Source organism: Pseudomonas sp. No.117 (assembly GCF_054558395.1).
Genome location: NZ_BAAJNP010000009.1, coordinates 221,928 through 233,664, shown reverse-complemented (window position 1 = coordinate 233,664; position 11,737 = coordinate 221,928). Strand labels below are relative to the sequence as shown.

Genomic DNA, 11,737 nt, shown 5'->3' with positions numbered 1-11,737 from the left:
CCGCCGCGCGCGGGCTACCCCGGAGCTGTCGCCATGTCGCTACCCTCTCCCTGGAGAGCCGAATTTCCGGCTTTCACCGCCTTCGCCGCCGACGGCATCACCTACCTCGACAGCGCCGCCACGGCGCAGAAGCCCCAGGTGGTGCTGGATGCCCTGCTGGCCAGCTACAGCCTGGGCGCGGCCAATGTGCACCGGGCCCAGCACTGGGCCGCCGAGCGCGCCACCGCCGCCTACGAGGGCGCGCGGGGGCGGATCGCCGCCTGGTTGGGCGCTGCCGCGCCGCACGAGGTGGTGCTGACCCGCGGCGCGACCGAGGCGCTCAACCTGCTGGCCTATGGCCTGGAAGACGCCTTCGCCCCGGGTGACGAGATACTGATTAGCGCCCTGGAGCACCATGCCAACCTGCTGCCCTGGCAGCAGCTGGCCCAGCGGCGTGGTCTGCGCCTGAAGGTGATCCCCCTGACCCCGAGCGGTCATCTGGACCTGGATGTCGCCGAGACGCTGCTGGGATCCAAGACCCGCCTCGTCGCGGTCAGCCAGCTGTCCAATGTACTGGGCACCTGGCAGCCGCTGGCAGAACTGGCCGAACGGGTACGGGCCCGTTCACCGGCCTGGCTGGTGGTGGACGGCGCCCAGGGCGCGGTCCATGGCCGCCATCGCCCGGGCGACTTCGCTGCCGACTTCTATGTCTTTTCCGGTCACAAGCTCTATGCACCCGAGGCCATCGGCGTGCTCTGGGGCAAGGCCGAGTGCCTGGCGCAGCTCAAGCCCTGGCAATTCGGTGGCGAGATGGTGCGGCACACCACCTTCGCCGAAGCCCAGTTCCAGGCCGCGCCCATGGGTTTCGAGGCGGGGACGCCACCCATAGGCGCGGCCATCGCCCTGGGCGCAGCAGTGGACTGGCTGCAAGGTCAGGACGAGACCTTGATCCGCGGTCACGAGCAGGCACTGAGCCTGAAGCTGCTGGCCGGTCTCGCTGCTCGGGACGGGGTGCGAATCCTTGGCGAGCCGCAGATCGCCCTGGCCAGTTTCCAGGTCACAGGGATCGACGTCGGTGACCTGTCCCATTTATTGGGTGAACAGGGCATCGCCGTACGGGCTGGGCAGCACTGTGCCATGCCGCTGTTCCAGACCCTGCAGACGCCCGGCGCGTTGCGGGTATCCCTGGGCCTCTACAACGACGCCGAGGATCTGCAGCGCTTCTTCACCGCGCTGGACAACGCACTGGAGCTCTTGCGATGAATCTACTTCCCGATGCGGCGGAAGCCCGCCGCGCCTTCGTCATCGCCAAGGGCTGGGAAGCGCGGTCGCGTCTCCTGCTGCAATGGGCCGAGCGCCTGCCGGCGGTCCTGGAGGAACGCGACGAAGACCTGGTGCAAGGCTGCGAGAGTCGCGTGCGCCTGACCCATGAGGCCCAGGGTGACCGCCATTTCTTTCGCGCCAGCAGCGAATCCCGGGTGCTCAAGGGGTTGCTCGCCGTGGTACTGGTGCGCGCCAACGGACTCACCCACGAGGAACTGGGCCGGCTCGATATCCATGGCTGGCTGGGCGAACTCGGCCTGGAGCGGCAGCTGTCGCAGTCGCGCAGCAATGGTTTGAATGCGGTGCTGGCCAGGATGCGCGAACTGGCAGCCTAACCCTCACCTGCCGCCGGGTTCCGGCGGGCACGGAAGAAGTCGGTCAGTACCTGGCCGCAGGCCTCGGCCAGCACCCCACCCTCCACCAGCACCCGGTGGTTGAGGAAATCCTGCTCGAAGAAACGCCCCCGACTCTGGGCCATGCCGGCGCGGGGTTCGCTGGCGCCGTAGACCAGCCGCTGGATGCGGCTATGGACGATGAGGCCGGCGCACATGCTGCAGGGCTCCAGGGTCACGTAGAGGGTGGCGCCCGGTAGCCGGTAGTTGGCCAGGCGCGTGGCGGCGGCGCGGATGGCCTGCATCTCGGCATGGGCGCTGGGGTCATGGGCGCCTATGGGGCTATTGAAACCGCGGCCGATGATCTCGCCCGCGAGTACCACCACCGCGCCGACCGGTACCTCGCCTTGCAGGGCTCCCTGTTCCGCCAGGGTGAGCGCCTCACGCATGAAGCGATCATCCTGACTACGGTCGACGATGGGCGAGGGACGGAAGCGGGCCATGGGGAGCACTCGACGCAAAGGTCCATGATACCGCGGCCGACCGCCGAGATCAGTCACGGCACTCCATGATCGGGTGTGCGGTGCTCGACAAAAATACATCGCAGTAATAGTTATTGAAAAATCCAAATGAAAGAATGACCCCAGGTCAGCTCGCGCATTTTTGCGACACTCGTCACATCACCGGTCATTCGACGACTAAACTTCAACAGCCGAGGCCGCCCGCGGTCTTATTCAAGAGTTCATCTGAGACAGTCGCATGATTGCTGCACCTTCCGGTCAGTCGCTGCAAAGCTGTGAAAGCGAGCCGATCCGCATCCCAGGCGCGATCCAGGCGCATGGCTACCTTCTCGCCTTCGACGCGGTAGAGCAGCTGGTGAAGCACATCAGTCGTAACCTGCCCGAGCTGTTCGCAAGACCGGAAGTCGAGCTGCTGGACCGCCCCCTGGACCAGATCCTGCCTGCCGACCTCTATGAGCAGGTACAACAGGCCCTGACCTTGGAGCATTTGGAGGAAGCCAATCCCCTCGGCTGGACCCGCCCGAGCCGGGACATGGATGTGATCCTGCATCGCAGCCATGGCCTGGTCTTCATGGAGTTCGAGCCGGATGACCATGGCGGCGTCGAGCCCGCGGGTCTGGCCCGCGCTTTGGCCCGCCTGCAGCAAGCGCGCACCCTGCCCGAGCTCTGCGCCGGCGCGGTACGCGAGGTGCGGGCCCTGACCGGCTTCGACCGGGTGGTGGTCTATCGCTTCGACGATGGCGGCGATGGCCAGGTGGTCGCCGAGGACCGCATCGAGGACATCGACAGCTACCTGGGCATGCATTTCCCGGCGAGCGACATCCCGGCCCAGGCCCGCGCCCTCTATCACGAGAACTGGATTCGCAACATTCCCGATGCCCAGTACGAGGCGGTGCCGCTGGTGCCCGCCTACCTGCATGGCACCGCCCACGATCCCATCGACCTGACCCACGCGGTATTGCGCAGCGTCTCCCCCATCCATTGCCAGTACGTGCGCAACCAGGGCCTGCGGGCGTCCATGAGCGTCTCGCTGATCAGCGACGACAAGCTCTGGGGCCTGATCAGCTGCGGCCATCGCGAGCCGCTGTACCTGCCGTTTCGCACGCGCATGGCGTGCCGCTCGGTCGGGGTGCTGGTCTCGCTGATGATCCGCGCCCTGGAAAATCGCCAGGTGCAGCGTGAAATCGACGCCCGCGAGGCGCAACTCGCCGCGCTGATCCAGGCGATGTGCGATTCCCGTGGCGAGGTCCTGAGCGGGCTGTGCGAGCGAGCGACGGATCTGCTGGAGCTGGTGGATGCCGCGGGCGCCGCGGTGCTGGTGGAAGACGAGCTGGTCACCCTGGGCGAATGCCCGACGGCAGAGGACATCCGCCTGCTGGCGGCCTGGGTCACCACGGAGATGGATACCTCCGGTATCTACGCCACCCGCTGCCTGGCCGACGAAGTGCCCGATGCGCGCCGCTACAGCGACAGGGCCAGCGGCATCCTGGCCTTGGCATTGCCCAAGCCGGTGCGCAACCTGGTGCTCTGGTTCCGCCCCGAGATCGTGACCACCGTGGTCTGGAGCGGCAACCCGGCCAAGCTGGAACCCACTGCCGCCACGCCGGGGTCCGGCCTCAACTATCCCCACCCGCGACGCTCTTTCGACGCCTGGAAGGAACTGGTACGGCTGCGTTCCGAGCGCTGGCGGTCCTCCGACCTGTTCGCGGCCAAGGACCTGCGCCGCTCGGCGGTCGAGCTGGACCTCGCCCGCCAGGTGGAGCGCGAACGCCAGGCCGTACGACTGCGCGACGAGATCGTCGCGGCGGTCTCCCATGACTTGCGCAGCCCCATCACCATCATCCTGATGAAGGTGGGCATGCTGCAGCGCCTGCTGGAAAAGCTGGCGGTGAATGACGACCGCCTGCCGGCGTCGCTGGAGGTGATAGAGACCGCCGCCAATCGCATGAACGCCCTGATCAACGATCTGCTGGACCTGTCGAAGATCGAGTCCGACCGGCTGGCGCTGGACCTCAAGGCGGCGCGGCTGGTGGACGTTTGTGCCCAGCCCATCCTGCTGTCGCGCCCGCTGGCGGAAAGCAAGACGATCAGCCTGGAATACGCCGCCGATCCGGAGATCCAGGTACTGGTGGAGTCCGAGCGCATCTTCCAGGTGCTGATGAACCTGCTGGGGAATGCCATCAAGTTCACCGCACCGGGTGGCTTGGTGCAGCTCAGCATGCAGCGTGTCGGTGACATGGCGGAGATCAGCGTGGCGGACAACGGCCGCGGCATGAACCAGGCACAGCAGGCGCGGGTATTCGAGCGCTTCTGGCATGTCCAGGAAGACAACCCCACCGGTCACGGGCTGGGGCTGTATATCGCCAAGGGCATCGTCGAGGCCCACGGCGGTGAACTGAGCGTCACCAGTGCCCTTGGGCAGGGCAGTACCTTCAGCTTCACCCTGCCGCTCGCACCCCAGGCCGCCCCCTAGCGGAAGAAAAGCCCCGGTGGCCGACAGCGACGTTGAAACCACCGGGGGAGCGCTAGGCTCGCGGTAATGGACGCGTGCGAAACGCCTTGAATTCCCGCCTTTCGTCGGCCCGCAGGGTCATTTTCTTCAATACCGCCCGCCGGTAGGCTCGCTAGGGTCAGGTCTCCCCTTTACCGAGACCTCGAGATGACCCTGATCCTGTCCATGGCCGCCTTCGCGCTGGTGGCTTCGCTCTCCCCCGGCCCGGTCAATCTGGTGGGCTTCAATACCGGCCTCACCCACGGCTGGCGCCCGGCGCTGTGGCATGTCGCCGGGGCGACCCTGGGCTTCGTCGCCCTGCTGCTGGCGGTCGGCCTTGGCCTGCACGAGGTGTTGGCCAGCTGGCCGGTACTGCTCGACGTCCTGCGCCTGGCCGGGGCGCTGTTCCTGCTGTACCTGGCCTGGAAGCTGGCTCGGGCTCCAGGCGAGCTGGGGACGGGACGGCTGGCGCACTGCCCGGGCTTTCGCGATGGCGCCCTGCTGCAGTGGCTCAACCCCAAGGCCTGGCTGGCCGCCGCGGCCGGGGTGGCGCTGTTCGTCGGCGAGGATCGCGGTCGCCTGGCGCTGTTCGCCGGCCTCTACCTGGTGATCTGCTTCGCTTCCCTCGCCTGCTGGGCGGTGGCCGGGGAGCTGCTGCGGGGGCGGGCCCTGACCGCCCGGCGGCTGCAACTGCTCAATCGCGCCCTGGCGGCGCTGCTGGTGCTCTGCGCCGCCTCGCTGCTATGGGAGGGCTGAAGCGGCCCGGTACTGGCCGGGCGTCGCCGCCACCAGGCGCTTGAAGGTCCGTTGCAAATGGGCCTGGTCGGCGAAGCCGGTGGCCAGGGCCACCTCGGCCAGCGTCTCGCCCTGGCGCAGTCGTTGCCGGGCCAGGCGGATGCGACGGTCGATCAGATAGGCGTGGGGCGTGAGCCCGTAGCGCCGACGGAAGCTGCGGATCAGCTGGGTAGCGGACAGCTGCGCGACCTCGCTGAGCTGCTCCAGGCTGACCCCTTCGCCGCAATGGGCATCGAGGAACTCGGCGACGCGACGCAGGCGGCGATCCTCGCCCACCAGGGCTGGCGTGCCGGGCGTCCGCCCCAGCCGGGCCAGCACCGTCTCGAAGTACAGCAGCGTCCGGCTCTGGCGCTGCAGGGTGGTGCTCACGGGGTCGACCAGGCAGGCATGCAGGGCTTCCAGCCCGAGGTACAGCTGCCGGTCTTGAGACAGCTGCACCGCCAGCGGCTGGAAGTCCGCGGTAGCCCGCCCCTGCAACCCGGCCAACCAGCCGGCATCCACGTGCAGCATCCGATAACGCCAGGGCTCCTCGCCCTGCGGGTTGCAGGCATGGACGTCACCGGGATTCATCAGCACCAGGGTGCCCGCCCCGACCAGTTCGCGGGTCGGGCCGTTGTGATAGCGGCTGCGACCGCCCAGCACGGTCCCGATGGAGAAACTCTCATGGGAATGGGGCGCATAGCAGAGTGCCCGGCCGTCCTGGATGGAACGGGCCTCGAGGAAGGACAGCGCGGGATCGCGCCAGAAGCGGGGAACGGCGGTGCCGGTAGCGGTCATGCGGCGAGGATTCCGGGACGACGGACCGGATCAGTCTAGACGTCGCCCCGGAGGGAGGAAAGTCAGGCGCTCACCGGGTGGCGGCGTCCTCGGCCTCCTCCAGCAGCACGTCGGCGGTGATGACGTAGTCGGCATCCGGGTGCAGTTCGGCGCCCAGGGCCAGCTGCTGCGCAGCGGCGGCCAGGGTCGGGGCACCCTGGAAGGTGGCATTGAGTTCGGCCAGCAGGAGGCCCATGTCCTTGTGCATCAGCGCGGCCGGAAATTGCGGGGCGAAGTCGCCATCGCGCAAGGCGGCCAGCTTGCGCTGGTGGTGGGGCGAGAGCACTGCCAGATCGCCGAACACCTCGAACAGCACCTCGGCATCCAGACCGGCACGGGTGGCATAGGCCAGGGCTTCGGCCAGGGCGGCGAGACCGGCGCCCATCAGGCCGTTGATGGCCAGCTTGATGGCGGCGCCCTGCCCGGTCGGGCCGACGTGGTGCACCGTCTTGCCCAAGGTCTCGAGGATAGGACGAGCGCGCTCCACCGCCTCGGGTTCGCCGCCGGCCAGCACCACCAGTTGCGCCTTCTCGGCCTCCGGCGTGCTGCCGGACACTGGCGCCTCGACCACGGCGATGCCGCGGGCGCGACCAGCCTGCTCCAGGCGCAGAGCCAGGGCCGGCGAATTGGTGCTGGTGTTGATCAGCAGGCGACCGCTCTCCAGTCGGGCCAGCACGCCATCGGCTCCGAGCAAGACCTGTTCGAGGATGGCATCGTTGGGCAGCGAGACGATCACCACCTCGGCCTGAGGCAGCAGCGTAGCCAGGGGCTCCATGGGCGTGCCGTGGCGCTCGCCGTCCTGCTGGTGTTCGGCATAGGCGCGGACGGGATAACCAGCTTCGCGCAGGTTGGCGCCCATGCGCTGGGCCATGGCACCGAAGCCGATGAAACCGATCGAGGGATGGGCGGACATGGCGAGACTCCTGGGTAAAGGATGGGTGGTATCTCGACTGCCCCCGAAGACGGGGGTTCCGCCGGCTAGATCCCGCTCAACGTCTCGCGAGCTAGAGACAGACAAGGCGCAACGACCAGCGGGAGGACCAGCGGGAGGACCAGTCAAAGCCTGGCCCGAAGGGTGAGCGCCAGCGAATCAAAGACCTGAGGAAGCGGATCGGACCCGCGCTCGGGTTCACGAGTGGTTAATGAGCATTGCGACGGGGCCGCCTAGGTGGGGCTGACGACCCAGGGTCTTTTCAACGCAGTTTGACCGACGCGCAGCAGACGTCGAGTGGGATCTTAGATCCCGCTGAACCAGTTGTAGCCCTGGTCCTCCCAATAGCCGCCGGGATAGTCGTTGGTCACGAACAGCGCCTGGATGTGCTTGGGATTCTTGAAGCCGAGCTTGGTCGGTACCCGCAGGCGCAGCGGGTAGCCGTAGTCCGGCGGCAGGGCCACTTGGCCGAAGTCCAACGCCAGCAGGGTCTGGGGATGCAGCGCCGAGGCCATGTCGATGCTGGAGTAATAGCGGTCGGCGCACTTGAAGCCGACGTACTTGGCCGTGGTGTCGGCGCCGATGCGTTCGAGGAAGGTACGCAGCGGTACCCCACCCCACTGGCCGATGGCGCTCCAGCCTTCGATGCAGATGAAGCGGGTGATGTCGGCCCGTTGCGGCAGGCGGCGCAGGTCTTCGAGGGTCCAGGCCTGCTTGTGGGCGACCAGCCCGGAGACCTCCAGGCGATAGTCGCTGAGGTCGATTTCCGGAACGTTGTATTCGGGATAGAAGGCATTGAACGGAAAGGGGGTGGTGATCTGGCTGGCGGCGAAGGTCGGCGCCATGCGCTCGCGGCCGAACAGCCAGGCCTGCACCCGGTCATTGAAGCGCGACATGGACCAGAGCACCTTGTCGACGCTGTCGCCGTCCTGCAGGTTGCAGCCGCTGAGCATGGCCAGGGCGCCCACGGTAAGACCCTGCTTGAGCAGCAGGCGCCGCTGCAGGTTCTCCACCTGCCGCTGTTGCGCCGGCTCCAGGCGCAGTCGTTCACGCCGACTCATCGTTCACCTCCTCGTGCGCCCGGCCGGTGATCATTGGCGGCAGGGTGCGGGGGACCAGGATGACCAGGGCCAGGTGCACGACGACGAAGGCGCCGATGCCGGCCATGGCGAAGAAATGCACGTAGCGGGCGGTGTCGAAGCCCCCCAGCAGCGCGGCCAGCCCTTGCAGCTGTACCGGCTTCCAGATGGCCAGGCCCGAGAGCACCACCAGCACCCCGAGGGCCAGCACCCCCCAATAGAGCAGGCGCTGCACGGCGTTGTAGGTGCCCAGCTGGTGCCCAAGCCGTAGACGTGCGGCGGCGATGAAATCCCGGCCGATGGCCCGCGGCGACAGCGGCAGAAAATCCCGCCGGAAGTGGCCACTGAACAGTCCATAGAGCAGATAGATCAGGCCATTCACCGCCAGCAGCCAGAACACCGCCAGGTGCCAGGCGATAGCACCGCCCAACCAGCCGCCCAGAGTGGCCCAGGCGGGAAAGGTGAAGGGGAACAGCGGCGAGGCGTTGTAGATCGCCCAGCCGCTCATGAACATGCAGGGCATCGCCAGGGCGTTGAGCCAATGGGTAAGGCGCACCGGCCAGCGGTGCACCAGGCGCCGTCGCGAGGTGGTCATGGGGTTCCCCTCCACGAAAAGTTGGACGCGGTCGCCAGGCGACCGCGCAGCGGCTTACATGGGCGGCGTGAAACCGTCCTTACCGATCGCCACGCCCCTGACGTGCTTGCCGTCTTCGGCGGGGAACAGCACCACCTTGGCGCCGGGCTTCAGCAGGCTGCGGTCGCCCTTCTCGACGTAGGCGATGGGGACGTCTTCCGGCACCACCAGCTGCTTCTCGCCACCCTTGTACTGCACGGTCAGGGTGCGGCCGTTGGCTTTCTTGAGTTCGCCCACGGTGCCGTTGGTCATGGTGCCGGTGCTGCCGTCGGCATTTTCCCAGCCGTAGTGGCCTTCACCGGAGCCACGCAGGCTGGCTTCGAAGACCGTCACTTCCAGCGCCTTGAGGGTGCCGTCGGGCTGGGGCGTGGCGGCCGAGCCGATGAAGCTGTTGGCCTCGATGCGGTCCAGGTTGGCCTTGGACACGGCGCGGTAGCTGGTCTTGTCGTCCAGCATCAGGGATTGGTGGGCGCCGCCCCGGGTGGTGACGGCCAGGGTGTCGCCCTGGACGCTGTCCACGGTGCCACGCAGCGGCTTGACGGTGGGCATGGGCGCGGCCTGGGCCAGCAGGGCGCTGCCGGCGAGCAGCAGGACGAGGGAACCGCGGAGCAAGGTCTGGGTACGCATGGAGCCTCCTGGGATGGGTGATTGCCCGCTCACCTTGCACCCCGGCGAGGGTCGCGAAGATGACCGGCGAATGACAAAAATGTCACCCCCATCCGACCACCAAAGCCCTACCATGACGCCATGCACATCCTCCTCATCGAAGACGACCAGAAGACCGGCGAGTACCTGAAGAAGGGCCTCGGCGAATCCGGCTACGCGGTCGACTGGACCCAGCACGGCGCCGACGGCCTGCACCTGGCCCTCGACGGCCGCTACGACCTGGTCATCCTCGACGTGATGCTGCCCGGCATCGACGGCTGGCAGATCATGGAAGTCCTGCGCAAGAAACTCGACGTGCCGGTGCTCTTCCTCACCGCCCGCGACGGCCTGCAGGACCGCATCCGCGGCCTGGAGCTGGGCGCCGACGACTACCTGGTCAAGCCCTTCTCCTTCGTCGAACTGCTGCTGCGCATCCGCACCCTGCTGCGCCGCGGCGTGGTCCGCGAACCCGAGCACTTCCACCTGGCCGATCTGCAGCTGGACCTCCTGCGGCGGCGGGTGACCCGCGGCGACGACCTCATCGTCCTGACCAACAAGGAATTCGCCCTGCTGCACCTGCTGCTGCGCCGCGAGGGCGAGGTGCTGTCGCGCACCCTGATCGCCGCCGAGGTCTGGGACATGAACTTCGACAGCGACACCAACGTGGTGGACGTGGCCATCAAGCGGCTGCGCGCCAAGGTCGACAACCCCTACCCGGTCAAGCTGATCCACACGGTGCGCGGCATCGGTTACGTCTGCGAGGTCCGCCCTTGAGCGCGCGGTCGCCCTCGCTGATCCTGCGCGCCACCCTGGGCTTCGCCCTGGTGGCCCTGCTCGCCGTGGGCGGCGCGGGCGCCTTTCTCTACCACAGCCTGGAACGTACGGTGCTGGAGCGGGCCGACTACGCCCTGCTCGGTCGCCTGGCGCATTTTCGCAGCCTGCTCAGTACCGATCTGTCGCTGGAGACCCTGGGCCACAGTCCGCAGCTGTTCGCCAATATGCTGGGCAACGAGCAGGACGTCTTTCTCATCGGTACGCCGGGCGCCAAGCCGGTGATCGCCTCCAATCCGCTGAACATCGTCCTCCCCAATCTCGTCGTGGTGCCCCAGACCCGACGGCCGACGCCAGCCGATCTGCGCGAGGGCACCCTGGCCGACGGTACCCGCTGGCGCGCCGCCCGGGTCGCGGTGAACACCCCCGAAGGCCCGGTGGAACTCACCGCCGCCCATGTGCTGCGCAACGAAGACACCACCCTGGCCGATTTCCGCCTGGGCCTGATCGGCGCCGTGACCCTGGCCTTCCTGGCTACCGCCGGGCTCGGCTATCTGCTGCTGCGGCGCGGGCTGGCACCGCTACGGCGCATCGCCCGGCACGCCGGCGGCATCACCCCGACCCGGCTGGCAGCGCCCCTGGAGTTGGCCGATGCCCCGCGCGAGCTGCAGCCCCTGGTGGAGAACTACAACGCCATGCTGGCGCGACTGGCCGATGGCTATGGCCGGCTGGTGCAGTTCTCCGCCGACCTCGCCCACGAGATCCGCACCCCGATCAATGCCCTCATGGGCCACACCGAGGTGGCCCTGCGCCAGGTGCGTGGTACCGAGGAATACCAGACGCTGCTGGAATCCAACCTGGAAGAACTGGAGCGCATCTCGCGGCTGGTGGAGAGCATCCTGTTCCTCGCCCGCGCCGACGATGCCCAGGCGGTCCTCGCGCCCCAGCCATTGGAGCTGGCCGAGGAACTGGCCCGCATCGCCGACTACTTCGAAGGCCCGGCCGACGAGCGCGGCCTGAGGATCGTCGTCGCCGGCAGCGGCCAGGTGGTCGCCGATCCGCTGCTCCTGCGCCGCGCCCTGAGCAACCTGGTGGCCAATGCCATCCGCTATGCCGAGCCGGACGGCGAAATCCGCCTGCAGGCGGACGGCGGTCGTATTCGTGTCAGCAACGCCGGTCCCAGCCTGGCACCGGAGCACCTGCAGCGGCTGTTCGACCGCTTCTACCGCGCCGATCCCTCGCGCCACCAGCCCCATGATTCCAACGGCCTGGGCTTGGCCATCGTCGCGGCCATCATGCGCCTGCACGGCGGCCGCGCCGAGGTCGAGCAGGACGCGCGGGGCATTCATTTCAGCCTGGTCTTCCCGACCGCGGCGGCCTGAGCCGAGTCCCAGATAGCGACCTATCCCTCAAACCACGC

Annotated in this window: 12 protein-coding genes; 6 read left to right on the top strand and 6 right to left on the bottom strand. The window is 67.8% G+C overall.

All coding sequences use genetic code 11. From position 1 onward, the window contains the following. Window positions 1–33: 33 nt before the first annotated feature. Together ACYJP6_RS22030 and ACYJP6_RS22025 are read left to right on the top strand one after the other, a co-directional pair. Window positions 34–1,242 carry an aminotransferase class V-fold PLP-dependent enzyme gene (locus ACYJP6_RS22030; protein ID WP_459477851.1) on the top strand — a complete coding sequence of 403 codons (1,209 nt, stop codon included), beginning with the start codon at window positions 34–36 and terminating at the stop codon, window positions 1,240–1,242. Then, the gene (locus tag ACYJP6_RS22025) at window positions 1,239–1,637 is read left to right on the top strand and encodes a SufE family protein (protein ID WP_140217522.1); all 399 of its coding nucleotides are present in this window, start codon (window positions 1,239–1,241) and stop codon (window positions 1,635–1,637) included. The genes ACYJP6_RS22030 and ACYJP6_RS22025 overlap by 4 nt, the downstream gene beginning before the upstream one ends. Here ACYJP6_RS22025 and tadA read toward each other — a convergent pair. After that, a complete protein-coding gene (gene tadA, locus ACYJP6_RS22020; protein ID WP_459477849.1) occupies window positions 1,634–2,137 on the bottom strand; it encodes a tRNA adenosine(34) deaminase TadA in 504 nt (167 codons plus the stop codon). The two genes, ACYJP6_RS22025 and tadA, sit on opposite strands and share 4 nt — an antisense overlap. 256 nt (window positions 2,138–2,393) lie before the next feature. Here tadA and ACYJP6_RS22015 point away from each other — a divergent pair, with 256 nt between their 5' ends. After that, window positions 2,394–4,628: an ATP-binding protein gene (locus ACYJP6_RS22015; RefSeq protein WP_459477847.1), complete on the top strand. Its 2,235-nt coding sequence runs from the start codon at window positions 2,394–2,396 to the stop codon at window positions 4,626–4,628. 186 nt (window positions 4,629–4,814) lie between these two features. Beyond that, window positions 4,815–5,402: a LysE family translocator gene (locus ACYJP6_RS22010; RefSeq protein WP_459477845.1), complete on the top strand. Its 588-nt coding sequence runs from the start codon at window positions 4,815–4,817 to the stop codon at window positions 5,400–5,402. On the opposite strand, the gene ACYJP6_RS22005 is transcribed toward ACYJP6_RS22010, so the two are convergent. The 5 genes from ACYJP6_RS22005 to ACYJP6_RS21985 all read right to left on the bottom strand — a co-directional run bounded on the left by ACYJP6_RS22005 (window position 5,388) and on the right by ACYJP6_RS21985 (window position 9,528). After that, complete coding sequence (locus ACYJP6_RS22005) at window positions 5,388–6,218, bottom strand: AraC family ligand binding domain-containing protein (RefSeq protein WP_459477843.1); 831 nt, start codon at window positions 6,216–6,218, stop codon at window positions 5,388–5,390. The genes ACYJP6_RS22010 and ACYJP6_RS22005 overlap by 15 nt on opposite strands. A 70-nt stretch (window positions 6,219–6,288) precedes the next feature. Then, window positions 6,289–7,170 (bottom strand): NAD(P)-dependent oxidoreductase, encoded by an 882-nt coding sequence (locus ACYJP6_RS22000; RefSeq protein ID WP_459477841.1) that lies wholly within the window; start codon window positions 7,168–7,170, stop codon window positions 6,289–6,291. A 323-nt stretch (window positions 7,171–7,493) separates the two neighbouring features. After that, window positions 7,494–8,249, bottom strand: a complete 756-nt coding sequence (locus ACYJP6_RS21995) for a molybdopterin-dependent oxidoreductase (RefSeq protein WP_459477839.1) — start codon at window positions 8,247–8,249, stop codon at window positions 7,494–7,496. Then, entirely contained in the window at window positions 8,236–8,862 is a 627-nt protein-coding gene (locus ACYJP6_RS21990; RefSeq protein ID WP_459477837.1) for a cytochrome b/b6 domain-containing protein, read from the bottom strand. Before ACYJP6_RS21990 ends, ACYJP6_RS21995 begins: the two co-directional genes overlap by 14 nt. Before the next feature lie 54 nt (window positions 8,863–8,916). Beyond that, a complete protein-coding gene (locus ACYJP6_RS21985; protein ID WP_459477835.1) occupies window positions 8,917–9,528 on the bottom strand; it encodes a hypothetical protein in 612 nt (203 codons plus the stop codon). 120 nt (window positions 9,529–9,648) lie between these two features. Between ACYJP6_RS21985 and ACYJP6_RS21980 the strand changes: the two genes are divergently transcribed. Together ACYJP6_RS21980 and ACYJP6_RS21975 are read left to right on the top strand one after the other, a co-directional pair. After that, on the top strand, window positions 9,649–10,320 hold the full coding sequence (locus tag ACYJP6_RS21980; protein WP_093254533.1) for a heavy metal response regulator transcription factor: 672 nt from the start codon (window positions 9,649–9,651) through the stop codon (window positions 10,318–10,320). After that, the gene (locus ACYJP6_RS21975) at window positions 10,317–11,699 is read left to right on the top strand and encodes a heavy metal sensor histidine kinase (protein WP_459477833.1); all 1,383 of its coding nucleotides are present in this window, start codon (window positions 10,317–10,319) and stop codon (window positions 11,697–11,699) included. Before ACYJP6_RS21980 ends, ACYJP6_RS21975 begins: the two co-directional genes overlap by 4 nt. Window positions 11,700–11,737: the final 38 nt, after the last annotated feature.

What these genes read in the sequence shown, in the direction of transcription:
- ACYJP6_RS21980 (WP_093254533.1), top strand. Translation starts at nt 9,649, where the DNA reads ATGCACATCCTCCTCATCGAAGACGACCAGAAGACCGGCGAGTACCTG.
- ACYJP6_RS22010 (WP_459477845.1), top strand. Translation starts at nt 4,815, where the DNA reads ATGACCCTGATCCTGTCCATGGCCGCCTTCGCGCTGGTGGCTTCGCTC.
- ACYJP6_RS22000 (WP_459477841.1), bottom strand. Translation starts at nt 7,170, where the DNA reads ATGTCCGCCCATCCCTCGATCGGTTTCATCGGCTTCGGTGCCATGGCC.
- ACYJP6_RS21995 (WP_459477839.1), bottom strand. Translation starts at nt 8,249, where the DNA reads ATGAGTCGGCGTGAACGACTGCGCCTGGAGCCGGCGCAACAGCGGCAG.
- ACYJP6_RS22015 (WP_459477847.1), top strand. Translation starts at nt 2,394, where the DNA reads ATGATTGCTGCACCTTCCGGTCAGTCGCTGCAAAGCTGTGAAAGCGAG.
- ACYJP6_RS22005 (WP_459477843.1), bottom strand. Translation starts at nt 6,218, where the DNA reads ATGACCGCTACCGGCACCGCCGTTCCCCGCTTCTGGCGCGATCCCGCG.
- ACYJP6_RS22025 (WP_140217522.1), top strand. Translation starts at nt 1,239, where the DNA reads ATGAATCTACTTCCCGATGCGGCGGAAGCCCGCCGCGCCTTCGTCATC.
- ACYJP6_RS22030 (WP_459477851.1), top strand. Translation starts at nt 34, where the DNA reads ATGTCGCTACCCTCTCCCTGGAGAGCCGAATTTCCGGCTTTCACCGCC.
- ACYJP6_RS21990 (WP_459477837.1), bottom strand. Translation starts at nt 8,862, where the DNA reads ATGACCACCTCGCGACGGCGCCTGGTGCACCGCTGGCCGGTGCGCCTT.
- tadA (WP_459477849.1), bottom strand. Translation starts at nt 2,137, where the DNA reads ATGGCCCGCTTCCGTCCCTCGCCCATCGTCGACCGTAGTCAGGATGAT.
- ACYJP6_RS21985 (WP_459477835.1), bottom strand. Translation starts at nt 9,528, where the DNA reads ATGCGTACCCAGACCTTGCTCCGCGGTTCCCTCGTCCTGCTGCTCGCC.